Source organism: Corallococcus exiguus (genome assembly GCF_009909105.1).
In the GTDB taxonomy this organism is placed as follows: domain Bacteria; phylum Myxococcota; class Myxococcia; order Myxococcales; family Myxococcaceae; genus Corallococcus; species Corallococcus exiguus.
In genome coordinates, this window is record NZ_JAAAPK010000008.1 from 593,663 (window position 1) to 618,673 (window position 25,011).

Genomic DNA, 25,011 nt, shown 5'->3' on the forward strand with positions numbered 1-25,011 from the left:
CATTCAAAACCACCTGGACCTACTCGGAGCGAACATCCCGGACGCAAAAAGCACGCCCTATTGCAACTGAGTGGCAAGGACTTGAAATACAGTCTTAATGTGTATTACAGGTTATTCTCACTTTGAAGGGAGTGCACGACATGCAGAACATGCGGAAGCAGTTCTCGACGTCTCGTGGTGGCTGGCGGCCGGTGACGGCGCTGGTGCTGGGCTGCACCCTGGCGGTTCCGGCTGGAGCGCTCGCGGCGGAGCGCCCCCCTTCATCGGCCACGCGGGCTCCGGCGGCGCCGGGCGCGGCGGTGGCGACGGCGCTCAAGGCAGGGGGCACGACGCTGGTGACGCCGTCGGGACGGGTGTTCCACCAGACGGCGCGACCGGTCAGCGGCCTGCGCAGCCTGGACGTGGTGCGGGACACCGGCGTGCAGCTGCACGTCTGGCGTGAGCGGCAGGCGGACGGCACGGAGCGCGCCTTCTCAGCGTACACGCGCGGCGGCTCGGAGCTGCTGGGCCGCGTGCAGCAGGAGGAGTACCTCATCCGGTTGGCGGAGGCGTCGTTCGACCCGCTGGCTCGCACCGCGCCGCTGTTGGGCAACGCGCTGGTGGCGGACCGGGACAACACCCTGTCGCTGGTGCAGTTCCACGGCACGCCGCTGCCGGAGTACCGGGAGACGATCGAGAACGCGGGCGGCAAGGTGCTGCGCTTCCTGTCGGACCACACGTACCTGGTGGAGATGCCGTCGGAGGTCCGCGCGCGGGTGTCCCAGCTTCCGGCCGTGCGCTGGGTGGGGGACTACCACCCGGAGTGGCGCCTGGAGCCGGTGCTGCGGGACGCGCTGCTCGGACGGGCGGCGGCGCTGGCGCCCCAGCGCTACTCCATCATGCTGGGTGAGGGCGGCGCGGCCCGCCAGTCTCGCGTGACGGCGCTGGTGGAGCGGCTGGGCGGCAAGGTGGACCTGGTGGAGCCGGGCGGCCTGCGCGTGGAGGCCACGCTCAACCAGGAGCAGCTGGCCTCGGTCGCGCGCGCCAACGAGGTGCAGTTCATCGACCGCTGGGGTGGCCCCGGCGAGGTGGACATGGACATCGTGCGCGAGACGGGCGGCGCCAACTACATCGGGACGCTCAAGGGCTGGAACGGGCAGGGCGTGCGCGGGGAGATCTTCGACACCGAGCTGCGCACCACCCACCGTGAGTGGCCGACGACGCCCATCATCCACAGCACGGGCACGTCCTCCGGTTCGCTGCACGGCACCAGCTGCTACAGCCACAACTTCGCCAGTGGAGTGGATCCGCTGGCCAAGGGCATCTTGCCGGGCGGGCAGGGCATCTTCTTCCTCTACTCGGAGACCACGCAGTTCGGCGGCACCAAGTCCCGGCTCGCGATGAACCAGGAGCTGCTCAACCCGAACGGCCCCTACCGCGCGGTGTTCCAGACCTCCAGCGTGGGCAGCACGCTGACGACGGCGTACACGACCATCTCCGCGGAGGTGGACGACTACCTGTTCAAGGCGCCCCTCCTCAGCACGCAGTCGCAGAGCAACAACGGCACGCGCAACTCCCGGCCGCAGGCGTGGGCGAAGAACATCGTCTCCGTGGGCGGCATCCGGCACTACAACACGCAGGCCCGCACGGATGATCGCTGGTCGTCGGGCGCGAGCATCGGTCCGGCGGCGGACGGCCGCATCAAGCCGGACCTGGCCTTCTACTACGACAACGTCCGGGGCGCGTACGGCTCTTCGGACACCGCGTACACGGAGTTCAGCGGCACCAGCTCCGCCACGCCGCAGACGGCGGGCTTCTTCGGCTTGCTGCACCAGATGTGGCACGAGGGCGTGTGGGCCGGCCACGGCAAGAAGGCGGACGTCTTCACCAGCCGCCCGAAGATGGCCACCGCCAAGGCGCTGATGATCAACGGCGCGTCCAAGTACAACTGGCTGGCTGGCGGCGCCAACGCGGACATCGACCGCAACAAGCAGGGCTGGGGAACGTCGGACGTCAAGCGCCTGTATGACCGCGCCGCGAAGACGTTCGTCGTGGACGAGACGGACGTCCTCGCGCCGCTCGGCTCCAGGACGTACACCTTCACCGTGGCCAGCGGCGAGCCGGAGCTCAACGTCACGATGGTCTACACGGATCCCATGGGCACGGTGGGTGCGGCGCGGGCGCGCATCAACGACCTGTCCCTGCGCGTGACGGCGCCCAACGGCACCGTGTACTGGGGCAACAACGGCCTGACGGCGGGCAACGTGTCCACGTCCGGTGGCGTGTCCAACAAGGTGGACACCGTGGAGAACGTCTTCCTCGCGAACCCCGCCGCGGGTTCGTGGAAGGTGGAGGTCCTTGCGGATGAGGTGGTCCAGGACGCCCACACGGCGACGGCGGCGGTGGACGCCAACTACGCCCTGGTGGTGAGCGGCGTGAACCTCAACGCGAAGGCGCCGTAGGCGTCGCTTCCCGTGCGCGGGCTCCGGAGTGTCCGGGGCCCGCGCTGTCGCGGTCAGCGCTCGGCGGGCTGCGCGGGGGCCTGCTGCTGGACCACGGGCTTCGCGGCGCGCTGGAGGACGGGCAGGGACGGGCTCAGCGTGCCCAGGTAGAGCCGGCCGTGGAAGCCCGTCTCGCCCGGCGCGTCGAAGAGGGCCACCTTGCGCGGCGTGTTCGGCTCCTGGCGCGCGTCCGCCGCCGGGTTGATGCCGTGCACGTCACAGTCCACCTGCTGCCAGACGTTGAAGCGGCAGGCGAAGTGGGCCCCGCGCGCGAAGCCCACGTCCAGGGCCCGCACGGGGGAGGAGGGCAGGGCGGCGGTGAGGCGGTGGCCCATGGGTTCGAACTTCGAATCCCAGTTCACGCCACCGGTGCGCACGTGCACGTCGCCCGCGAGCACGAGCATCCACGCGTCCGGGTTCTCCTTGCGGAAGGCGATGAGGTTCGCGGCCATCTCCTCCTCGCGCGCGTTGCCCGCCGCCTGCTTGGAGTCGAACGCCACCACCGACACGGAGTGGCCCTGGTGCCGCAGGCGTCGCGCGGCCTCCAGCAGGTGGATGACGCCCGCGCTGCTGCGGCCGTCCTGATCCACGCGGCGGAAGAAGTCGCTCAGCACGAGCAACCGCTCCAGGTCCGCGTCCGTGCCGGCGCTGGTGAGGTACTCGTCGAGCGCGCCCTGATCCACGGACGGCACGGACAGGGCCAGCGCCACCGGCAGCTTCTTCGCCGTGGCGTCGCAGAGCATCCGCGAGGCGGCATCCGGCAGCTCGCGCGTGCCCATGGGGTCCGCGACCAGCACGGTGCCGCCCTGCGTGAGCAGCGCGTCCACGCCCTCCACGGGGTCACCGCAGCGGGGCGCGGCTTCCGGGGTCTCCGGGGTCCAGCCGGCGACCTTCACGTCGCGCACGGGGATGGAGGCCTTGCCGCCGACCAGTTCCAGGGAGGGGGCCATCTCCAGGCGCATCAGCAGCTTGCGCTCCTGGGGCAGGTCGCGGATGCCGCGGCGCAGCCGGAAGCCCTCCATCTGCGGGACGGCCTCGAAGGTCTCGTGGGCGAAAACCTCGCGGTTGTGGTTGTAGTAGTGGTCGTTCCGCTTCTGGCTGCCCGGCTCGGGCGTCTGCTGCGTGACGGCGTCCTCCGCCTCGCGGTACTGGAGCCGGAAGATGCGCACGATGGACTGGCGCGGGCCGACCTCTTCGGGGCGCACCAGGTAGCGTTCGAAGGTGCGGTTGCCGCGGACGTTGACGCCGATCTCCCAGGACTGGGAGTACAGCTCATGCGTGGTGTTGTTCTCGAAGATGTCCAGGCGCTGCTCTTCCAGCAGGCGGCGTGCGACGAACATCGCCTCATCCAGAGGCACCAGGTACACGCGCTCCACGGTGGGGATGGGCTCCGTGTCCAGAGGATCCCCGTCCAGCCCACGTGAGATGCCCGTGCAACCCGTCATGCACAGAAGTCCCAGCATCCAGTGCATCCGCATGGTCCTGCCCCCTTTCGTGGAAGGGGACGGCCCAAGGCAGCACCATCCCCGGACGCTTGAGTCTAGCACTCCGGGTGTGGAAATTGCGCAACCCTGCCGTGAAAGGAACACTCCACACTCCGGATATTCGCTGGAGGAGGGGTGCCTCGTGCCGCGACACGCGCGAAAGAGTCTGACGAAGCTGCTGATGGGACTCGGCATGCTGGGCTCCGTGCTGACACCGGCAGCCCATGCGGAGCCTCCTCTGACGAGGGCCCCGGGGTGCGCCAAGCGTGGATGGCCCGCGACCGTCACCTGCGGCAGCACGCCGTGCTTTATTTCGAGCTGTGGCGAAGGCAAGTGCCCGTACTGCTTCATCGAGGGCATGGAGAACCTCGTCTTCACAGGGTGGGCGGTCTACACGTGCACGAGCGGCGATGCCGTGAAGGGGAAGGCGCTGCTATTCAACACGGCGCCCTTCAACGCGCGTCTGGGGCCCATCTGTGGCTGAGGATTCGTTGGCTCAGGAAGCGACCCGGGTCGTCGAGGCGCTCAACCTCCTGACTGTCCTGGCCGCACCGCGCCTCTACGAGCGGTGGTGCACCCAGGCTCCGGCGGAGGAACTGCGGACCGTGCTCCAGACTCGCATGGTGGCGCTCGCCGCCTTCTGTGAGAAGGCTTGGGGAAGCCCGGATGCGGAGCGCTTCCGGTCAGCGGCTCCCACGGTGCGGGCGCTCGCCGAGTCCCTGGCATCCGCGCCCACCGGTCATCTCATGGACCCCGGATGGAATGCCCAGGCCCGCGAGTGCCTGGATGCGCTGGGAGTCCAGACGCCTCCAGGCGGATGGGCGACCTTCGAGGGGCTCCCACCCAGCAATGATTGATCAGTGCTCCGCGTCCGCGGGCTTCGCGGCGCCCGGCTGCTGCTGGGCCACGGGCGGGGCGGCGCGCTGGATGACCGGGGGTGAGGCGTTGAGGGCACCCACCCAGAGCCGGCCGTGGAAGCCCGTGTCGCTGGGCGCATCGAACATGGCCACCTTGCGCGGCGTTCCCGGCTCCTGGCGCAGCTCCGGGGTCGGGCTGAGCGCGAAGACGTTGCAGTCCACCTGCTCCCAGACGTTGAACCGGCAGGAGAACTGCGAACCTCGCGCGAAGCCCACCTCCAGCGCCTTCACCGGCGACGCGGGCAGCGCCTTCGTCAGCCGCCAGCCCAGCGGCTCGAAGTCCTTGTTCCAGCTCACCGGCTTCGTGCGCACGTGCACGTCACCCGCGAGCGCCAGCAGCCACGTGTCCGGATTCGCCTGGCGGTACGCGATGAGATTCTTCGCCATCTCCGCCTCGCGAGCGTTGCCAGAGGCGTTGTTCGAATCGAACGCCAGCACCGTCACGGAGTGCCCCTGCGCGCGCAGCCTCCGGGCCTGCTCGATGAGGCGGAGCAGGGCGCCGCTGCTGCGGCCGTCCTGATACACGCGGCGCCAGAACGAGCTGACCACCAGCAGCCGCTCCAGGTCCGGGCCGTGGCCCTCGCTGGCCAGGTAGTCGTCCAGCGCGCCCTGATCCTCCGACGGCATGGACAGCGCCAACGCCACGGACAGCTTCTTCTCCACCGCGTCGCAGAGCATCCGCGTGGCGATCTCCGGCAGCTCACGCGTGCCCAGTGGATCTCCCACCAGCACCGTGTTCCCCGCCGTGAGCAGCGGCTCCACGCCCTGCAGCGGCGCCCCGCACTTCACCGGCGGCGGCTGGGCCGTGTCGTCATCCCAGCCCTCCACCTGCACGGCGCGCACGGGCGCGTTCGTCCTGCCACCCACCAGCTCCAGCGACGGCACCATCTCCAGCTTCGCCAGCAGCTTGCGCTCCAGGGGCAGGTCGCGTGTGCCGCGCACCATCTTGAAGCCCTCCATGTCCGGCACGCCGTCGAACGTGAAGCGCTCGAACGTCTTCCGGGAGAGGTACTTCTCCTCGTCCGCGATGCGCTCGTTGAGCCACTTGGGCTTCACCTCGATGTTCGTGTCCTGCTCGCGGTAGCTCAGCCGGAAGACTCGGATGACCGACTGGCGCGGCCCCAGCGACGCGCCCTTCACGAAGTAGCGCTCGTAGGTGCGGTTGCCGGGCAGGTTCACCCCGGGCTCGTGCGCGGACGTGTAGAGCTCGTGGTGGCCCTCGCGCTCGAAGACGTCGTAGCGCTGCGACTCGAAGACGCGCCGCATGGTGAAGAGCGCCTCGTCCAGCGGGACCAGGTACACCGTCTCCTCGGTGGGGACCTCCTCGTCCTCCGGCGTGTCGGCATGGAGGTCCTTCGTCAGGCTCGCGCAGCCGCCGACGCACAGCGACAGTCCCAGCAACCAGTGAAACCGCATGGCATGACCTCCGGCCCACCCGATGTGCTCCGATGTTGCTAGCGGCGGGGGTGAGGCGTCCCGGCTCCCACGGCCTGGACGACGGGAATCAGTCTACCGGGAAACGCACGGCAAACACGTGTGTCAGGCGGAACGGGTGGGAGCGGCTCCCTGGCCCGTGAGCGACCGGACGACATCCAGCGCGTGTTCGGCGTGCTTCTTCACCTGGATCTGCGACTCGAACGCGTAGCGGATGGTGCCGCCCTTGTCCGCGACGAACGTCACCCGGCCGGGCAATAGCCCCAGGAAGTTGGTGCCCACCCCGAAGGCCTTGCGCGCCGCGCCATCCGGGTCGCTGAGGAGCCGGAAGGGGAGGCGGTACTTGGCGACGAACTTCTCGTGGGACTCCGCGGAGTCGCTGCTGATGCCCACCACGTCCGCGCCCGCGTCCGTGAAGTCCTGGTACTGATCCCTCAGGCTGCAGGCCTGGACCGTACATCCCGGGGAGTCGTCCCTCGGGTAGAAGTAGATGACCATCGCCTTGTCACCCAGCAGGTCGCGCAGGCGCACCGGCGCGCCGCCCGGCCCCTGCAGTGTGACATCCGGAACCGCATCCCCTTCTTTCAGCATCTTGGCCATGAAAGTCCCTCTCCTCCCGGGTGGGAGCATGGACCGCGCACGGCCTGACCCGCAAATCAATCAGGACAACCGGGTTGCCCGGAATTCAAGGGCCTGGGCATTCTTTCGAGGAATGGAGCCACGCGACATGATGGACACCGAGGACTCCCGCCGGGGGCCCTCCCGCGCCGCCCCGGCGGACCGGCTGTACCTGCTGCTCCTGCAGGGGAACACCTCCACGCTCGTTCCGTTGCCCCGGGAAGGGGCGGTGGTGATTGGCCGCGCGGTGGGGGCGGACGTGGTGGTGGAGGACGCGTCGGTGAGCCGCCAGCACGCGAAGGTGGGCGTGGCGGAGGGCGAGGCGTTCATCGCGGACCTGGGCAGCCACAACGGCGTGCGGGTCAACGGCGAGCGGGTGCAGGGGACGCGGCCCCTGGACGGCGGCGACGTGGTGACGCTGGGCAACGTGACCCTGGTGTTTCACCGGGGCGAGCGGCCCCTGCCGGAGCGGCGGGCGCTGGAGACCGAAGGGCTGCGGGCCCGGCTCTCCGAGGAGCTGGACCGGGTGCACAGCTCGGGTCTGGCGGTGAGCGTGCTCGCGCTGGAGGTGGAGTCCGCGCGGGTGCCGCAGGTGGAGCTGGTGCGGGCGCTGCACGGTGCGCTGCGGTTGATGGACGGGGTGGGACAGGTGGGCGGCACGCTGATGGTGCTGCTGCCGGACCTGTCTGGCGAGGAAGCGGAAGCGGCGGCGGCGCACCTGGTGTCGGTGCTCACGCCGCTGGCCGGGCGGGTGCGGGCGGGGCTGGCGACCGCGCCGGGGGACGGGATGCAGGGGGACGCGCTGCTGGGCTCGGCGAAGGCCGCGGCCCTGGCGGCGGCGCCAGGAGAGACACGGGTCAGCGGGCCTTCGATGTACCGGCTGGCGCTGGGTGAGCGTTCAGTGGTGGTGGCGGACGCGGCGCTGATGCGCCTGTTCGAATTGCTGCGCCGGCTGGCGGCGAGCCCCCTGCCGGTGCTCATCCACGGCGAGACGGGGGCGGGGAAGGAGAACGCGGCGTGGGCGGTGCATCACTGGTCGCCGCGCTCGGCGCAGCCCTTCGTGGCGCTCAACTGCGCGGCGCTGCCGGAGAGCCTGGTGGAAGGGGAGCTGTTCGGCCACGAGCGGGGCGCGTTCTCCGGCGCGGACCGGGCGCGCGCGGGCCTGCTGGAGCGGGCCAGTGGCGGGACGTTGTTCCTGGACGAGGTGGCGGAGTTGTCGCTGCCCATCCAGGCCAAGCTGCTGCGCGCGTTGGATCAGCAGGTGATCACCCGGCTGGGCGATTCGCGCGAGCGGCCCGTGGACCTGCGCGTGGTGGCGGCCACGCACCGGGTGCTGGCGGACGAGGTGAAGGCGGGGCGCTTCCGGCAGGACCTGTTCTTCCGCCTGTCCGCGGCGGTGGTGATGTTGCCGCCGTTGCGTGACAGGCCCCGCGAGCTGCCGTTGCTGGCGCGGGCGTTCCTGGAGGACGCCTGCGCGAGGGCAGGGCGTCCGCCGCTGCACCTGTCCGCCGCGACCATGGAGGTGCTGGGCGCGCACGCGTGGCCGGGCAACGTGCGCGAGTTGAAGAACACGGTGGAGTACGCGGTGGCCACGTCTCCGGGGCCCGTGGTGGAGCCATCGCACCTGCCGGAGTCCCTGCGGGCGCTGCCTCCCCTCGAGCCGGAGGCGGTGCGCGCGGAGGGGGGCGGCACGGAGGCTCCGAGGGTGTTCCAGAACCTGGCGGAGGAGCTGCGGACGCTGGAGCGGCAGCGGATGGTGGAGGCGCTGGAGGCGACGGGTGGGGTGCAGACGCGGGCGGCGCAGCTCATCGGGATGCCGCTGCGCACGTTCGCGTTCAAGCTGAAGCAGCACCGCATCTCACCCTCACGAGGCCGGGGCGCGGCGGGTGAATGAGGAGCGAGCCGCTTCCAGCCTGGCAGCCGCCCGCGACGTTCGGGGAGTACCGCCTGTTGCAGCCGCTGGGGCGGGGCGCGATGGGGGAGGTGTACCTCGCGCACGACACGGTGCTGGACCGGCTGGTGGCGGTGAAGTTCATCGCGGGCGTCGCGCCGGATGAAGTGCAGCGCGAGCGCTTCCGCACGGAGGCGCGGGCCATCGCGAGGGTGCAGCATCCGAACGTGGTGGGCATCCACCGCGTGGGCGAGGTGAAGGACCGGCCCTACCTCGTCTCGGAGTTCTTGAGAGGGGACAGCCTGGACCGGCTGGCCCGGCCGGTGCCCTGGACGCGGGTGCTGGAGATTGGCATCGGGCTGGCGAAAGGGCTCGCGGCGGCGCATCGGCAGGGGGTGCTGCACCGGGACCTCAAGCCCGCGAACGCGCTGCTGACCGAGGACGGTCAGGTGAAGCTGCTCGACTTCGGCGTGGCGAAGCTGCTCGACGTGGCGATGGCGCCCGTCGGGCCCGTGCGCCCACCGGAAGGAGCAGGTGCCCTGCTCGTGGAGGGTGCGGCGACGGTGGATCTGCCCGGCGTGGAGGATTCGCGACGGACCTCGACCGTCGATGTGCCGAGGCAGGGGGCCGCCACGGGCCGTCCAGGGACGGCGGCCTCGGATCCTGGCCTCGCCCCGCGGACCGCGACGTCGACGCCACTCCCTCCGGAGCGCCTCCTCGGTCCCGCGGACCTGCTGGCCACGGGCCGCATCGGGACACCGCTCTACATGGCTCCGGAGGTCTGGCGAGGAGAACCGGCCACGGTCCGCAGCGATCTCTTCTCGCTGGGCGTGCTCCTCTACGAGCTGTGCGGCGGCCCCACGCCCGGACCGCTCGCGGAGGCCCCGCGACTCCCCCGGAACTTCGAGCCCCTGGACGTCGTGGTCCCCGGCGCCGATGCGACGTTCGCCGCCATCCTCGCCCGCTGCCTCGCGCATGATCCGTTCGCGCGCTTCGAATCCGCGGACGCCCTGCGCGAAGCCCTGGAGTCCATCACCTCGCGCGGCGTCACCCCGGCCATCGCGCCCCCGCGTCCACGGTGGCTGCGCATCACCCGCGTGCTCGCGCTCCCGGGGCTCGCGGTGGCCATCCTCGCTGGCGGCGACTGGTGGGGCGAACGTTCCCGGCGCATCGACGTGGAGAAGGCCATGGCCTCCGCCTCCTCCATCCTCGACGAAGGCCGCGCCCTGGACACCCGCATCGAAGTCCTCCGCACGGAGGCCTTCACCGCGTTCGACACCGACCGCTCCTCCGACGCGGAGGCCTCCTGGGCCCAGGCCCTGGAGCTGGGCGCGAAGCAGGCCCGCCGCTACGAGGACGCCAGCACCGTCCTCGAAGCCGCGCAGACACGCGTGGGCCGGGGCTCGAACCTCGCCCTGGATCAACGCGTCGCGGAGGTCCTCCTCCAGCGGATCCTCTTCGCGGAGCGCGACCGCGAATCCGGCGTCCAGACCACGCTGACCCAACGCCTGAACGAACTGGACCCGAGCGCCCGCACGAGCCAGAAGCTGACCGCCCCCGTCCGGATGGAGCTGGACAGCGATCCCCCTGGCGCCGTCATCCAGGTCGAATCCTTCGAGCCCCAGCCCGGCGGCCCGCCGCGCTGGTCCGAGCCCAGGGCCTTCGACAAGACGCCCATGACCTCCGGCCTCACGCTGGAGCCCGGCTCGCACCGGCTGACCTTCACGCTCCCTGACAGGCCTCCCGTCCACTACCCGGTCATGCTCACGCGCGGAGAGACCTTCCAGGCGAAGGTCCCCATCCCCGAACACGTCCCGGAAGGCTACGTCTACGTGCCCCCCGGCCGCTTCCTCTACGGCAGCGGCGACGACGAGACCATCCGCCGCACCGTCATCCGCACGCGCCCGATGCACCGGCTCACCACCGGCGCCTTCCTCATCGCGCGCCACGAAGTCACCTACGCGGACTGGCTCGCCTGGCTGCGCGAACTGCCCGCCTCCGAGCGCGCCGCGCGCAGGCCCCGGGGCACCAACTACTTCGGCACCATCGAGCTGCGCCCGGCCAACGACAGCACCTGGACCTTCCACCTGGAGCACGAAGGCGTCACGTACCAGGCGAGGGAAGGGGAGCCGCTGCGCTACCAGGACCGCACCCTGCGCGCCGAACAGGACTGGCGCCGCTTCCCCGTGTCCGGCATCTCCTGGGAGGACGCCCGCGCGTACACCGCGTGGCTGGATGCCACCGGCCGGCTGCCCCACGCACGCCTGTGCTCCGAACGCGAATGGGAGCGCGCGGCCCGGGGCGCGGATGGACGCGACTACCCGCACGGCCCGGTGCTCGCGCCGGATGACGCCAACTTCGACGCCACCTACGGCCGCAAGCCGCGCGCCTTCGGGCCGGACGCGGTGGGTTCGCATCCCGCGTCGGACAGCCCCTTCGGTGTGGCGGACCTGTCCGGCAACGTGTGGGAATGGCTGGTGACGGACACGAACAGCACGCCCGCGTACGGCGGCGGTTCGTTCTACCAGGACGCGCTCACCGCCCGCGCCCTCAACCACGGCGACGGCGAACCCCGCACACGCTTCCCCTTCATCGGGATGCGCGTGTGCGCGTCCATGCCCTGACGCCATGACTCAGAGGTCCCGCCCCGGCAGCTGCCCCACCGCGGGCAGGAAGCCCAGGTCGCGCACGAACGTGAAGGCGCCCGGGTTCAGGGTCGCCGTGGCGTAGACACCTAGCGTCGGGTGCCTCCACAGCTTCAGCGGCCGCCGCTGTCCCTCGCGGACCGGGTCGACGGAGCTGTAGATGTAGCCCTCGACGGCCCCATCCCCCGCGAGCGGTCTGCGCGAATAGCCCGCCGCCAGCTCGCAGTCCGGCCGGTCCGTGAGCAGCATGCGCCCGGTGGACGTTCCGCAGCGGTACAGCGGCTTGATGAACGGCTTCATCCTCGCCATCACGTCATTGGGCAGCGTCGGGGACAGGATGGGCCCTTCGACCCGCACCGGGGAGTAGTCGGTGGGCGCCGCGCTCCCCAGTCCCTCCATCGCCAGGATGAAGGCCCCCGGCAGCGCGCCTCCCGCGGATTCGCCTGGGATGCCCTCGACGGCGGTCGTCGTCACGTAGTCGGTGGTGCCCTTCTTGAACAGCACCAGCGCGCGGTCGATGAAGAGCGAATAGGACACCAGCATCCGCTGCGCCGTCCCGTGGAAGTCCACCTGCTCACAGGTGAGCTTCGGCACCGGGATCTTGAGCGCCTGATCCACGCAGGTGGCGTCCGCGGACAGCGTGTCCCAGCGCTTCTTGCCCAGGCACAGCGGCCGCGCCAGGCCACAGGAGTCCATCGTCCACACCGCCTCCAGCGCGTAGCCGTCCGGAACGAGCGTCGCCGGCAGGTGGCCGCTCTGGCTGAGGACGGCCGCGTTCTCCGGCCCCATGAACGCCAGCGGTGTCCCGTCCAGTGTGTTGCTCCGGCCCTCGCCGCAGTAGTCCGCCACCGCCATGCGCGTGCACAGCTGGTGGTACTCGCGCGCGACGGTCTCCGGGTACTCCGTGGCCCAGGGCGGATAGCCCCAGTCGATGCACTTGGCGATGACGCCGCCGCCCACGAAGAACGGCTTGCTGGAGCTGCCCTCGTTCTTCGGCGCGCAGGCGAAGGTGAAGAAGTTCGGGTTCTCCCGCAGGTCCCCGGACGTGGACCACGCGTGCGGCACCGCGAGCGCGTAGCCGCTGCCGGTGGGACACAACGGCGTCACGTTCTTGTCATCCGTGAAGGCCTGGACCCGGTACTCCCAGCGCGCCTTGCCGGCGTTCACGTTGGCGGAGTCGCACGCGGAGGTCGGCGGCGTGATGTCCTCGTGACAGCGGACCGACTCGATGACGAGCTTCACCGTGCGGCCCTCGAACGGCGCGCGGAACACGGCCTTCTCCAGCGTGGGCCCCTCCAGGATCCTCCTCACGGGCATGGGCGTCCCCTCCACGGCGCAGTTCTGGGTCACCCTCAACCGGCCCTCCGCGATCGTTGCCACCGGCCTCCCGCAGTCGGGCTCTCCGGGGGCTTCGGGCACCTCCACCGACCGCAACGGCACGTTGATGAACTCGAAGCGCCCGGAGCCGTGCAGCTGCGTGCCCTGCGCGCTGTTCGTCGGGGGAGGTTCCGCTCCCGCGACCGCGCTCCCCAGGCACAGCACCCCCGCCAGCAACCGCTTCCAGCCCGTCATCGTCCCCACGTCCACGGCTCCATTTTTCTTCCGCGCGCGGGCGGAGGTCACCCGCGCATCAATGCGAGCCGGATGCCAACGCTCCGCCCTACGCACGGCCGTGGTTTCCCCCCATGCAACTCCTGCCGGACATGCAACCCCTGCACGGGTCCGCGCCGCCTCCCGTGCAGGTCTTGCATCCCGAACCGCTCAGAGGTCGCGCGCCGGCAGCTGTCCCACCGCCGGCAGGTAGCCCAGCTCCCGGACGAGGAAGAACCCGGGCTGGGCCTGCGTGGAGGTGGCGTAGACGCCCGGCGCCACCAGGGACCGCCACAGCTTCAGCGGCCGGCGCTGGCCCGCGCTGGTGACGTCCACGGAGCTGTACACGAAGCCTTCGATGCCCTGGTCTCCGTTGAGGGGCTGGAGGGCGAAGCCGGCCAGGCGTTCACACTGGTGATCGTCCGTGAGCAGGTAGCGCCCGGTGCTGCTCGCGCACCGGTACAGCGGCTTGATGAGGCTGCCCATGCGCGCGCGGATGTCGGCCGGCAGCTTCGAGGAGAGGATGGGCCCCTCCTTGCGCTGCGGCGTGAACGGCGTCACGTCCGCCGCTCCGTCCGCATCCAGGTCCAGGTGGATGCCGGTCACGCTGCTGCCGCCTTCGATGGTCGACTCATCCACCGTCACCGCGGTGGTCGTCACGTAGCTGTTGGCGGCATCCTTGAACATCACCAGCGACCGGTCGATGAAGAGCGAATAGGACACGAGCAGCGTCGAGCTGGCATAGGCCGACAGGTTCATCGATTCGCAGGGCCGCGTCGCACGCGGGGCCAGGAGGAGCTTGCGGTTCACGCACGTGGCCTCCAGGGGCAGCGTGTCCCAGCGCTTCTTGCTCAGGCACAGCGGCCGCACTCCGCCGCAGTCATCCACCTTCCACACGGCCTCCAGGGAGTATCCCTCCAAGGTGACCGGCAGGTTTCCCGCGTTCAGTTGGATCGCGTCATGGGGGCCCATGAACTTCAGCGGCGTCCCGTCCAGCGTGTTGCTCCGGCCCTCGCCGCAGTAGTCCGCCGTGGCCATGCGCGTGCACAGCTGGTGGTACTCCCGCGCGACGCCCTGCGAGGACGTCGCGTTCCAGGGCGGATAACCCCAGTCGATGCACTTGGCGATGACGCCGCCGCCCACGAAGAACGGCTGGCTCGTGCCCTCGTCCTTCGGCGCGCAGGCGAAGGTGAAGTACTCGTAGTTGGGGATCAGCTCGCCGCCCGTGGACCACGCATGCGGCACCGCGAGCGCGAATCCGCTGCCCGTGGGGCACAGCGCCTGGGGCGCCGCGTCCTCCGTGGACGCCGTCACGCGGTACTCCCAGAACGCCTTGCCGTCAGCCACGTTCTGGTCCGTGCACGGGAAGGTGGGCGCCGTGATGCCGACGTGGCAGCGGACCTGATCGATGGTGAGCTTCACCGAGCGCCCCTCGAAGGGCGCGCGGAAGGACGTGCCCACGAGGCCCACCCCCTCCAGGACCCGCACCGGCATCGGGGGATTGCCACCCGTACAGATCTGGACGCCGACCAGCCGCCCGCCAGACATCGCCGCCATGGGTGGATCGCAAACCAGCCCGGTGGGAGGCGCGGAGACCTCGATGGAGTTCAACGGGATGTTCACGTTCTCGAAGCGCCCCGAGCCGTGCAGCTTCGTTCCCTGCGCGCTGTTCACCGGCGGCGGATCCGCCTCCGCGCCCAGGGCCGTCAGGAGCCCCATCGCCAGGCACCACCGCGTCAACGTCCTGCCGCTCGCCTTCATGTGTCCATCTCCACAGGCCTTCGAATCCGTGGGGCGCACCATCGCGTCCCCGCTGCATATGGAACGGACCGTGCGCGTGAAGTTGGCTACGGATTTCTGTTTTGTGCGGAGCGCGCAAACCTTGCCGTGCATGCAAGGATTGCCGTGCCGCGCATGCGAGGAGCGTGTGCAAGCCTTGCACGCTCCGAGCGCGGCGCGATGCGGCGGGCGATCCAGCTTCCGTGCCCGGGCGGCATCGCCCAAGATGCATTTCCTTCCGAATTTCCCCCGCATTTTTCCGCAAAGAGGAGGGGAGCATGGCCTTCCACCCCCGCGGCCTCGTGGCCGCGCTCGCGCTGTTCTCGCTGTCCGGTCCCGCCCTCGCGCAGGCCCCCGCCGCGCCGCCCAAGCCGCCCGCGAGTCCAGAGGATGAACGCGCCGCGTTCGTCCGGTCGCACTTCACGAAGTACGAGGTGCGCATCCCCATGCGCGACGGCGTGAAGCTCTTCACGACGTTCTACGTCCCCAACGACGCGAGCCCCCAGAAGCGCTACCCCGTGCTGATGATGCGCACGCCGTACTCGATTCCCCCCTACGGCGCGGGCCGCTATCCCAGGACCCTGGGCCTGCCCGGCTTCGAGAAGGAGGGCTTCATCTTCGCCTTCCAGGACGTGCGCGGCCGGTTCATGTCCGAGGGCGAGTTCGTCAACGTGCGCCCCCACCGCGACACCAAGAAGGGCAAGGAGGTGGACGAGAGCAGCGACACGTACGACACCATCGACTGGCTGGTGAAGCGCGTGCCCCACAACAACGGCAAGGTGGGCATGTGGGGCGTGTCCTATCCGGGCTTCTACACGTCCGCGGGCGCCATCGATTCGCACCCCGCGCTCAAGGCGGTGTCGCCGCAGGCGCCCATCGCGGACTGGTTCTGGGACGACATGCACCGGCATGGCGCCCTCAACCTGCAGCTGGCGTTCAGCTTCTTCTCCGTCTTCGGAAAGCCCCGCCCCGCGCCCACGGATGACGTGGAGTGGAAGCCCTTCGAATTCGGCACCCCGGACGCCTACCAGTTCTTCCTGGACCTGGGCCCGGTGGCCAACGCGGACGCGAAGCACTTCCACGGTGACGTGGCCTTCTGGAAGGACATCACCGCGCACCCCAACTACGACGCCTTCTGGCAGGCGCGGAACCTGCTGCCGCACCTGAAGAACATCAAGGCGGCGGTGATGGTGGTGGGCGGCTGGTACGACACGGAGGACCTCTACGGGCCGCTGCGCACGTACGCCGCCATCGAGAAGCAGAACCCCGGCATCGCCAACACGCTGGTGATGGGCCCGTGGCCCCACGGCGGATGGATGCGCGGGGAGGGCTCGTCGCTGGGAGACGCGGACTTCGGCTTCCCCACCAGCGCCACGTATCAGGACCTGGTGCTGGCCTTCTTCAAGCAGCACCTGAAGGGAGGCCCGGACGCGGCCGTGCCGGAGGCGCTCGTCTTCGAGGGTGGCGCCAACCGCTGGCGCCAACTGGACGCCTGGCCGCCCAAGGGCACCAAGGAGGCGCGCCTGTACTTCCAGCCTCAGGGCGCGCTGGCGTTCCAGGCCCCCAAGGCGGCGGCGCCGTCGTTCGACGAGTACGTGAGCGACCCGGCGAAGCCCGTGCCGTACACGCAGGACCTGAGCCCCGGCTGGTCCAAGTCGTACATGACGGAGGATCAGCGCTTCGCCTCGCGCCGGCCGGACGTGCTCACGTACCAGACGGAGCCGCTGGAGAAGGACCTCACGCTCGCGGGCCCGCTGGAGGCGGAGTTGTGGGTTTCCACGACGGGCAGTGACGCGGACTGGGTGGTGAAGCTGGTGGACGTGAACCCCGGGAAGGTGCCCGGCTGGACGAAGGAGCAGGAGCAGTCCGGCGAGCACAACCGGGGCGCGCAGCAGACGCTGGTGCGAGGGGAGCCGTTCCGCGGCCGCTTCCGCGACAGCTACTCCCAGCCCAAGCCCTTCACGCCCAACGAGGTGACGAAGGTGCGCTTCGTCATCAACGACGTGTTCCACACCTTCCAGCGCGGCCACCGGCTGATGGTGCAGGTGCAGTCGAGCTGGTTCCCGTTCATCGACCGCAACCCGCAGACCTACGTGTCCAGCATCTACGAGGCGAAGCCCACCGACTTCGTGCGTGCGATGCACCGGCTGCACCACACGGCGGCCCAGCCCAGTGCGTTGAAGGTGAACGTCCTGCCCGCGTTGGACGAGTAGATCCCCGGTTCGCTCGCGCGCGGTCTGCTAGGCTGCGCGCCCGCCACCACGCGGGTGGCCCTTCACCGGGCCGCGCGCCACGACACGCCATGACGGGAGGGACATGACCGGTCACGACCGGCCCGACGCCGGGCGGGTGTTGCTCGACGGAAAGTTGGGGGAGGGGGGCGGCCACGTCCTCCGCTCCGCGCTGTCCCTGTCGCTCATCACCGGCCGTCCCTTCCATCTCAGCGGGCTGCGCGGGCACCGCGACCCGCCGGGCTTGCGTCCCCATCACCTGGCCTACGTGCGCGGCGCGGAGGCGCTGAGCGGCGGCACCAGCGAGGGCGCCTCCGTGGGCTCCACGGAGCTGCGCTTCACGCCCGGCCCGGTGCGCGCGGGGGACTACCTGCTGGAGGCCGGCGCGTCCGGCAGCACGCCCCGGCTCTTCCAGTGCCTGGTGTACCCGCTGGCGCTCGCGGGCGGCGGACGGCTCACGCTGCGAGGCGCCACGCACCCGCGGGGCGGGCCCAGCTTTCACGAGCTCGTCGGCGCGTGGCAGTCGGTGGCGCGCGCATACGGGCTGCCCGTGCAGCTGTCGCTCACCCACGCGGGCTTCCTTCCGGAGGGCGCGGGCGAGTTCACCGCGGAGGTGGGCGCCCCGGCCGAGCCGCCCGTGCGCGTGGACCTGCCCGCGCGCGGCGTGCTGCGGGAGGTGCGGGTGATGTCCGTCGTGGGCGGGCTGCCCTTCGCGGTGGCGGAGCGTCAGTCCCGCGCCGCGGTGGCCGCGCTGCGCGAGCGGGGCATCCTGGCGGAAGCGGACAACCGGCCACTGGCGGTGACGCGCTCGCAGGGCTCCGCGACACTCGTGCTGGCGCAGTTCGAGCACACCGTGGCGGGCTTCACGTCGCTGGGCGAGCGGGGCCTGGACGCCGAAGGGGTGGGGCGCGAGGCGGCGGAGGCGCTGACCCGCTTCATGGAGACGGGCGGCGCGCTCGACGAACACCTGGCGGAACAGTTGCTGCTGCCGGCGGCGCTCCTGGCGTCAGGGAGGCTGGGGGCGGTGACGCCGGGCACCACGCGTTTCACCGCCGCTCGCATCACCGACGAGCTGACGGTCCAGGCGGAGGTGCTGCGGCGCTTCCTGCCGGTGCACCTTCAGGTGGATCCGGGCGGAAGCGTGGAGGTCCGCCCGGCGTGAAGGGGAAGGGCGAGGCGCTTAAGCCTCGTCCTCGGTGGCGTTGCCACGGGCGCCGAAGGTGTTGGAGTCCGACATGTCCTTGACGGTGCCCCGGTAGGCGCGGATGGCGAAGGGCGCGGCGACGAGGAAGACGATGCCCACGAGGCCAATGGCCATCCAGGGAATGGGCGTCTCCTTGATCTGCACGTCCTTGCCGTAACCGTTGAGGTTGTTGCCCATGGCGCGCGCCTTGGCGGCGTCCTTCTCTTCCTGGGTCAACTCCTTGCGGTTCTGGAACTCCTGAGGCTGCCGGCGCTGGGGCTGCGCCAGGACAGCGCCGCCCCAGACAAGGGCGAGGACGAGGACAAGCCGGGGGAGGGAGGGGGAGGGCATGGGCCTTCAGCCTAACAGAGCCTCCCGGCGCGGGTGAACAGGGGTTGCTTCGCCCGGCGCGGGGCGTTACGCGCGGCGCATGCTCCGCCTTCCCTTCCTCCTCCTGACGAACCTCCTCCTGGGGCTGCGACTCCTCCTGGGCCTGCCCTTTCGTCTGATGGCGGCGCGCAAAAGACCCACGTGGATCCGCTTCCGGCTCGCGGGCGAGCTCCCGTACCGCCCTCGCCCCGTGCAACGATTTCGTTTCGGCGGCGCCGCGGCGGAGCCCGCCACGGTGACGTCACTGGAAGCGTTGGGCCGCGCACTCAAGGTGCTGGCCGCGGACCCGAAGGTGGAGGGCATCCTCCTGGAGCTGGAGGGCCTGGGCATCCCGGACGCCAAGCGCGAGGCCCTTCGCACCCTGCTGTCGGACTTCCAGGCCGCCGGCAAGCGGGTGGTGTCCTGGGCGGTGATGGTGGACACGGACGCCTACCCCGTATTGGGCGCGGCGGACGAGGTGCTGCTCGCCCCCATGGGCCGGGTGGAGCTGGTGGGCTACGCCGCCGAGGCCACGGTGCTGGGCGAGGCCTTCGGGCGGGTGGGCATCCACGCGCACTTCGCGCGGCGCGGCGACTACAAGACGGCGCCGGAGCTCTTCACGGACGGCAAGGTGTCCGACATCCAGCGCCAGACGCTGGAGTCCTTCCTGGACGAGCGCTACGGCGTGCTGGTGGAGGCCATCTCCAGCGACCGGGGCAAGACGCCGGAGGAGGCGCGGGCGCTCATCGATTCAGGGCCCTACAGCGCGAAGCGGGCGCTGGAGGCGGGGCTGGTGGACGGGCTGGTCCACGAAGCGGACCTGGGCGCGCACCTGGGCCTGGAGGCGAAGAAGGACGAGGAGCCCCCGGTGCCCACCTATGACGCGTACCTGGCGACGCTCGCGTTCCCGCCGGTGAAGTGGCGCCGGCTGCGCCGCAAGCCCCGGCTGGCGGTGGTGGACGTGGCGGGCATCATCATCCCGGGCAGCGGCGGCGCGGGCCGGTTCGCGGCGGCGGACTCGGTGGTGAAGGCGCTGCGGAAGGCGGGGAGGGATCCGCGCGCGAAGGCGGTGGTGCTGGCGGTGGGGAGCCCCGGCGGATCAGCGCTCGCGTCCGAGCAGATCTTGGAAGCGGTGAAGCGCGTGGCGAAGCAGAAGCCCGTCATCGCGTACGTGGATCAGATCTGCGCGAGCGGCGGCTACATGGCGGCCATCGGCGCGAAGGAGATCTGGTCCGCGCCCCATGCCGTCGTGGGCTCCATCGGCATCTTCGTGGGCAAGTTCGAGTACGGCGAGCTGCTAGAGAAGCTGGGCATCCACCGCACCACGCTGGCGCGGGGCGAGAACGCGGCCTTCTTCTCCTCGTCGCGGGGCTTCACGCCACACGAGCGCGCCGCATTGGAGCGAGAGGTGGAAGAGGGCTACCAGTCCTTCCTGGAGCTGGTGGCCCAGGCACGAGGCCGGACGAAGGAGGAGATCCACCAGCGCGCGGAGGGGCGCGTCTACTCGGGGCTGCGCGCGAAGGAGGCGGGGCTGGTGGACCGCATCGGCGGCTTCGAGGAGGTCTGCCGCCACGCGCTGGACGAGGCGCGCGTCCCGTCGGACGACTTCGAGTTGGTGCGCTACGGTGACGCTCGCGCGAGGCTGTCGTTGCTCAAGCTGCTGATGGGCGCGGCGCACCCGGCCACGTACGCCTTCTGCACCACGGCGTGGAGCCTCCAGCGCTCCAGGGCCTTCCGCCGGTTCGACGATTGAGAGCGGCGTCGCGCCTTTCACTGGGAGAGTCGGCCCTTTAGCATGCGCCGCATGGCCCGCTCCTGCCCGGTCTGCCCCAGCCAGCCCATGAACGTCGTCCATGCCTCCGACGTGGAGGTGGACGTCTGTCCGCGCTGCCACGGTCTGTACTTCGACCGGGGGGAGCTGGAGCGCTTTCCGGACCGGCCTTCGCTCAAGCCGCTGCTGACCGCGGCGAGGCAGGCCGCATCGCGCTGCCGCACCGGCGGGCACCTCGTCCCACGCGCCATGGCCGTCTGTGCCACCTGCTCCGGCGCGCCCCTGGGCTGTCCCGGCTGCGGCGCGCGGCTGGCGATGGTCAACGCGCGCGTGTGCAACGTGGACCTGTGCACGCACTGCGGCGGCACCTGGCTGGACGCGGGCAAGTTCGAGGCCCTGGAGAAGGCCGAGGTGACGGCCCCCAAGCCCACGCCCGCGACGTCCAAGGGCTGGGAGGTCGCCGCGGCGACGGATGGGGGCGCGGACCCATGGAAGGGTCCAGGCTCCACGGCCGCGCTGCCGCCGTCGGACTCGCCCACGGGCGGACTGGGCGTGCTCTCCCCGCTGGCCTGCGTCCATTGCGGCATCCAGGTCTCCGTGCCCCAGGCGTACGCGTTCAACGGTGACCTCTACTGCCGCGAGCACCGCCCGAAGGGCGCCGTGTCGGGCAACAGCCTTCCCAGGGACCGGGACCCGTCCAACTACCCGAACCTGGAAGCCGCGTCGGACGGCGTCGACCTGGCGGACATCGTCGTCTGGCTATTCCGGCTGCTGCGTCGCTGACCGTTCGTCCGCGGGAGCACCAACGGGGCGGACGTACGGGCATTGCCGGCCCCGGAGCCGGCGTCTACCCTGCCGCGCCAGTGATGACCCGTCTTGCCCCCTTGAGCCTCCTGTTGCTGGGCACCGCCTGTGCCACCATGTCCCGTGAACCGGCCTCGGTCGCGGAGGCGTACGCCAAGGCACTGGAGGAGAACCGGCTGTCGGACGCCTACCGCCTGACGACCGGCACCCCGGAGGGCGAGGGGGCCTTCCTGGACGAGTACTCCGTCGAGGCCGCCCGGAAGGAGCGCGCCGCCGCCGTCCGGGCAGGCTCGGGCGTGCTGGAGGCCCGGGCCCCGTCCGTCACGCTGGCCCGCCAGGGAGAGGACTGGCGCGTGGTGGAGTCCCGCCCCGCGGACGTGCCCCGCGCGGCGCTGAAGAAGTTCCTGGACCAGGTGGAGTCCCGCGACTGGAAGGGCGCATGGGGCCTGCTCGCCTCGCCGCTGAGGGCCCGCTACACGCCGGAGCGCCTGAAAGAGGACTTCGAGCGCGAGCCCCTGGCCAGGGAGCGCCTGCGCCGCGCCCGGCTGGCCCTCAACACCCACGTGCGCGTGGCGGCGGGTGAAGCGCTGTTCCCTCTGGGGGGTGAGCGCGCGGTGCGGCTGGTGCTGGAGGATGGCGAGTACCGGGTGGCAGCCATCGAATGAGGGCCAGAAGCCGGGCGCGATCCAGTGCTGGAGGAAGGCCGGGCGGCCTCCGGGCATGTGCGTTAAACGACGTTGACAGCCCCCGGAGTGCTGGCAATCTCCGCCCCCCTTCGAGCGTGCAAACGCCCGTTTTCAAAAGGTTTCAGGTGTTCCGATGAGCGTGTCCCAGGCCGATGTGATGACGGCCATGTCGAAGGTGATCGACCCCGAGCTGCACGTCGACCTGGTGAAGGCCGGCATGGTGAAGGACGTGCGCGTCACCGGTGACACGGTGAAGTTGAAGATCGAGCTGACCACGCCCGCGTGTCCCATGAAGGGGAAGATCCAGGCGGACGCGGAGGCGGCGCTCAAGGCGGTGCCGGGCCTGAAGTCCTTCGACATCGAGTGGGGCGCCCAGGTGCGCGGCGTCGCCGGGGGCTCCGGCGGCGGGGCGCTGCTGCCGGGCGTGAAGAACATCCTGCTCGTGGGCGCCGGCAAGGGCGGCGTGGGCAAGAGCACGGTGGCGGTGAACCTGGCCACATCGCTCGCGCAGCACGGCGCCAAGGTGGGCCTGCTGGACGCGGACTTCTACGGCCCCTCCGTGCCGCTGATGACGGGCACCGCGGACAAGCGCCCGGTGAGCCCCAACGGCAAGACGCTGGATCCGCTGGTCGCCCACGGCCTGAAGATCATGTCCATCGGCTTCCTGGTGGAGGCGGATCAGGCGCTCATCTGGCGCGGCCCCATGCTCCACGGCGCCCTCATGCAGCTGGTGCGCGACGTGAACTGGGGGGAGCTGGACTACCTCATCCTGGACCTGCCCCCGGGCACGGGCGACGTGGCGCTGACGCTGTCCCAGTCCGTGCGGGCCGCGGGCGCGGTGCTGGTGACGACGCCGCAGGACGTGGCGCTGGCGGACGTGGTCCGCGCCAAGCAGATGTTCGACAAGGTCCACATCCCCGTGCTGGGCATCGTGGAGAACATGAGCCAGTTCATCTGCCCGCACTGCAACAAGAGCACGCCCATCTTCAACCACGGCGGCGGGCAGAAGGCGGCGGAGATGTTCGGCATCCCATTCCTCGGGGAGATCCCGCTCGACCTCAAGGTGCGTGAGGCGGGAGACTCCGGCGTGCCGGTGGTGGTGGGGCACAAGGACAGCCCGGAGGCGAAGGCCTTCCAGGACGTCGCTCGCGCAATCGCGGGCCGCGTGTCCGCGCAGACCATGAAGAGCGTGCCCCTGCCGGTGATGCAGGCCCGGTAGGGCTCAACCGAAGTGTAAGGAGACCGCATGGCCCCGGCCGGCAACGACGACCTCCCGCCTGATCCGCTGTTCGATGACGACTCGGAGCAGCAGTCCGGACGGGAGAACCGCTCGGGCGGCTTCGTGCCGGACTTCGTGCGGCGCATGGCGGTGGCCGGCATGGGCGCGGTCTTCATGGGCGAGGAGGGCATCCGTGCCCTCGCCGGCCAGCTCAAGCTGCCCAAGGAGGCGCTGGGCTTCCTCCTCTCCCAGGCGGAGAAGACCAAGGACGACATCAGCCGTGTCGTCACGGAGGAGCTGCGCCGCTTCATGCAGTCGGAGAAGCTGCGCGACGAGTTCCTCAAGCTGCTCTCCGGCATGACGGTGGAGGTCAAGGCGCAGATCCGCCTGGTGCCGTCGGAGAAGGCGGAAGAGGCGCCCGCGCCGGAGCATCCCCCCAAGGCCAGCAAGAAGGCCGCGGAGGCGCCCACCGCGCGCGTGGTCATCACGGACGTGAACGCGCGCCGGCCGGCCTCCAAGCGCTCGAAGCGGGAGTAGGGACGTGGCGGAAGCACCCACGCCGGAAGCTCCGGCTCCGGCCCCCGATAAGCCGCGTCCTGGCTGGCGCACGCACCCGCTGCCCAAGCGGCTGGCGCTCATCGCCATCGTGGCGGTGGGGCTGTGGCTGTGGAAGGCCACGGACCTGCCAGAGCGTCAGCTCATCTTCCAGTTCACCGGCGACGGCTGGAGCAGCGTGCGCGCCGTGGACCTCCAGGTGGTGGACGACGAGGAGCACATCCTCAAGCGCGAGGAGCTGTTCTTCGCGAACGGCCCGCCCCCGGAGGTGACCTTCAAGATGCGCCTGCCGGAGGGCACCGTCCGCGCGCTCCTGTTCGTGAAGGTGGAGGGGCGCGAGCCGCGCGTGCGCCTGGAGGAGCGGCTCACGGTGGGCGAGGGTGAGGCCATCGTCCGCCAGCTGCGATTGCCCGCCGCCAGTCGTTGACCGGCGTTGACCCTCCTGGGGGCGTGCGTTATGGCCGCCGGCACAGGAGAGAAGACGCCATGGCAACGGAACACATCGTCGTCGTCGGTGCAGGGCAGATGGGCGCGGGCATCGCGCAGGTGGCGCTCCAGGCGGGCCTGCGCGTGTCGCTGGTGGACGTCAACAAGGACGGACTCGCCAAGGGCGCGGACCGCATCAAGGCCGGCCTGAAGAAGCTGGTGGAGAAGGGCAAGCTGGACGCGGCGAAGCAGCAGGCCGCGGAAGCCAACCTGGCCACCTTCACCAGCGCGCGCGACGCGAAGGACGTGGACGTCGCCATCGAGGCCGTCACGGAGAACGAGGACCTCAAGCGCCGCATCTTCCTGGAGCTGGACGAGGTCGTCCGCCCCGGCGGCATCCTCGCCACCAACACGTCCTCCATCCCCATCACCCGCATCGCCGCGGCCACGAAGCGCCCCGAGTCCGTCATCGGGATGCACTTCATGAACCCCGTGCCGGTGATGCAGCTGGTGGAGCTGATCCGCGGCGCCGCCACCAGCGATGAGACCTACGCCACCATCCGCACGATGGCCGAGCGCATGGGCAAGACGACGGTGGTCTCCAAGGACTACCCGGGCTTCATCGTCAACCGCATCCTCATCCCCATGCTCAACGAGGCCTGCTTCGCGCTGATGGAGGGCCTGGGCACGGCGGAGGACATCGACACCGCGATGAAGCTGGGCACCAACCAGCCCATGGGCCCGCTGCAGCTGGCGGACTTCATCGGCCTGGACACGGTGCTCTACATCGCCGAGGTCCTGCACAAGGGCCTGGGTGACTCCAAGTACCGCCCGTGCCCGCTGCTGCGTCAGTACGTGGACGCCGGCTGGTACGGCAAGAAGTCCGGCCGCGGCTTCTACAAGTACTAGGCCTTCCGGAGACACCACAC

General features: G+C 70.5%; 20 protein-coding genes. 14 read left to right on the forward strand and 6 right to left on the reverse strand.

Features of this window, described 5'->3' with window-relative positions; all coding sequences use genetic code 11:
- Positions 1–140: 140 nt before the first annotated feature.
- Positions 141–2,441, forward strand: coding sequence for a S8 family serine peptidase (locus GTZ93_RS28645; RefSeq protein WP_139922554.1), 2,301 nt, complete (start codon positions 141–143; stop codon positions 2,439–2,441).
- Positions 2,442–2,494: 53 nt separating this feature from the next.
- On the opposite strand, the gene GTZ93_RS28650 is transcribed toward GTZ93_RS28645, so the two are convergent.
- On the reverse strand, positions 2,495–3,943 hold the full coding sequence (locus GTZ93_RS28650) for a TraB/GumN family protein (protein ID WP_257979479.1): 1,449 nt from the start codon (positions 3,941–3,943) through the stop codon (positions 2,495–2,497).
- Between the two features lie 163 nt (positions 3,944–4,106).
- Here GTZ93_RS28650 and GTZ93_RS28655 point away from each other — a divergent pair, with 163 nt between their 5' ends.
- Complete coding sequence (locus GTZ93_RS28655) at positions 4,107–4,448, forward strand: hypothetical protein (protein ID WP_139922561.1); 342 nt, start codon at positions 4,107–4,109, stop codon at positions 4,446–4,448.
- Between the two features lie 7 nt (positions 4,449–4,455).
- A complete protein-coding gene (locus GTZ93_RS28660) occupies positions 4,456–4,821 on the forward strand; it encodes a hypothetical protein (protein WP_139922565.1) in 366 nt (121 codons plus the stop codon).
- On the opposite strand, the gene GTZ93_RS28665 is transcribed toward GTZ93_RS28660, so the two are convergent.
- Together GTZ93_RS28665 and GTZ93_RS28670 are read right to left on the reverse strand one after the other, a co-directional pair.
- Entirely contained in the window at positions 4,822–6,297 is a 1,476-nt protein-coding gene (locus tag GTZ93_RS28665; protein WP_139922568.1) for a hypothetical protein, read from the reverse strand.
- Positions 6,298–6,420: 123 nt separating this feature from the next.
- Positions 6,421–6,915 carry a peroxiredoxin gene (locus GTZ93_RS28670; RefSeq protein ID WP_120578434.1) on the reverse strand — a complete coding sequence of 165 codons (495 nt, stop codon included), beginning with the start codon at positions 6,913–6,915 and terminating at the stop codon, positions 6,421–6,423.
- Between the two features lie 127 nt (positions 6,916–7,042).
- Here GTZ93_RS28670 and GTZ93_RS28675 point away from each other — a divergent pair, with 127 nt between their 5' ends.
- A complete protein-coding gene (locus tag GTZ93_RS28675) occupies positions 7,043–8,827 on the forward strand; it encodes a sigma 54-interacting transcriptional regulator (protein WP_261778880.1) in 1,785 nt (594 codons plus the stop codon).
- Entirely contained in the window at positions 8,824–11,448 is a 2,625-nt protein-coding gene (locus GTZ93_RS28680) for a bifunctional serine/threonine-protein kinase/formylglycine-generating enzyme family protein (protein ID WP_139922088.1), read from the forward strand. Before GTZ93_RS28675 ends, GTZ93_RS28680 begins: the two co-directional genes overlap by 4 nt.
- A gap of 9 nt (positions 11,449–11,457) precedes the next feature.
- On the opposite strand, the gene GTZ93_RS28685 is transcribed toward GTZ93_RS28680, so the two are convergent.
- Both GTZ93_RS28685 and GTZ93_RS28690 read right to left on the reverse strand, forming a co-directional pair.
- Positions 11,458–13,041, reverse strand: a complete 1,584-nt coding sequence (locus GTZ93_RS28685; protein ID WP_161663124.1) for an ADYC domain-containing protein — start codon at positions 13,039–13,041, stop codon at positions 11,458–11,460.
- 189 nt (positions 13,042–13,230) lie between these two features.
- Positions 13,231–14,820 carry an ADYC domain-containing protein gene (locus GTZ93_RS28690; protein WP_139922085.1) on the reverse strand — a complete coding sequence of 530 codons (1,590 nt, stop codon included), beginning with the start codon at positions 14,818–14,820 and terminating at the stop codon, positions 13,231–13,233.
- 296 nt (positions 14,821–15,116) lie between these two features.
- On the opposite strand from GTZ93_RS28690, the gene GTZ93_RS28695 reads away from it, so the two are divergent.
- Complete coding sequence (locus GTZ93_RS28695) at positions 15,117–17,051, forward strand: CocE/NonD family hydrolase (protein WP_139922083.1); 1,935 nt, start codon at positions 15,117–15,119, stop codon at positions 17,049–17,051.
- Between the two features lie 103 nt (positions 17,052–17,154).
- Positions 17,155–18,231: an RNA 3'-terminal phosphate cyclase gene (locus GTZ93_RS28700; protein WP_139922081.1), complete on the forward strand. Its 1,077-nt coding sequence runs from the start codon at positions 17,155–17,157 to the stop codon at positions 18,229–18,231.
- A gap of 18 nt (positions 18,232–18,249) precedes the next feature.
- Here the strand turns inward: GTZ93_RS28700 and GTZ93_RS28705 are convergent, their stop codons facing one another.
- Positions 18,250–18,603, reverse strand: coding sequence for a hypothetical protein (locus GTZ93_RS28705; protein WP_120579930.1), 354 nt, complete (start codon positions 18,601–18,603; stop codon positions 18,250–18,252).
- Positions 18,604–18,682: 79 nt separating this feature from the next.
- Between GTZ93_RS28705 and sppA the strand changes: the two genes are divergently transcribed.
- The 7 genes from sppA (at position 18,683) to GTZ93_RS28740 (ending at position 24,991) form a co-directional block, all read left to right on the forward strand.
- Entirely contained in the window at positions 18,683–20,374 is a 1,692-nt protein-coding gene (gene sppA, locus GTZ93_RS28710) for a signal peptide peptidase SppA (RefSeq protein ID WP_139923021.1), read from the forward strand.
- Between the two features lie 51 nt (positions 20,375–20,425).
- Positions 20,426–21,175, forward strand: a complete 750-nt coding sequence (locus tag GTZ93_RS28715; RefSeq protein ID WP_161663125.1) for a TFIIB-type zinc ribbon-containing protein — start codon at positions 20,426–20,428, stop codon at positions 21,173–21,175.
- An 83-nt stretch (positions 21,176–21,258) separates the two neighbouring features.
- On the forward strand, positions 21,259–21,861 hold the full coding sequence (locus GTZ93_RS28720) for a hypothetical protein (protein ID WP_120579927.1): 603 nt from the start codon (positions 21,259–21,261) through the stop codon (positions 21,859–21,861).
- A gap of 154 nt (positions 21,862–22,015) precedes the next feature.
- Positions 22,016–23,101 (forward strand): iron-sulfur cluster carrier protein ApbC, encoded by a 1,086-nt coding sequence (gene apbC / locus GTZ93_RS28725; RefSeq protein WP_139923023.1) that lies wholly within the window; start codon positions 22,016–22,018, stop codon positions 23,099–23,101.
- Positions 23,102–23,128: 27 nt separating this feature from the next.
- Complete coding sequence (locus GTZ93_RS28730) at positions 23,129–23,638, forward strand: hypothetical protein (RefSeq protein WP_121753391.1); 510 nt, start codon at positions 23,129–23,131, stop codon at positions 23,636–23,638.
- 4 nt (positions 23,639–23,642) lie between these two features.
- Entirely contained in the window at positions 23,643–24,083 is a 441-nt protein-coding gene (locus tag GTZ93_RS28735) for a hypothetical protein (protein ID WP_139923025.1), read from the forward strand.
- Positions 24,084–24,142: 59 nt separating this feature from the next.
- On the forward strand, positions 24,143–24,991 hold the full coding sequence (locus GTZ93_RS28740) for a 3-hydroxyacyl-CoA dehydrogenase family protein (protein ID WP_120563237.1): 849 nt from the start codon (positions 24,143–24,145) through the stop codon (positions 24,989–24,991).
- Positions 24,992–25,011: the final 20 nt, after the last annotated feature.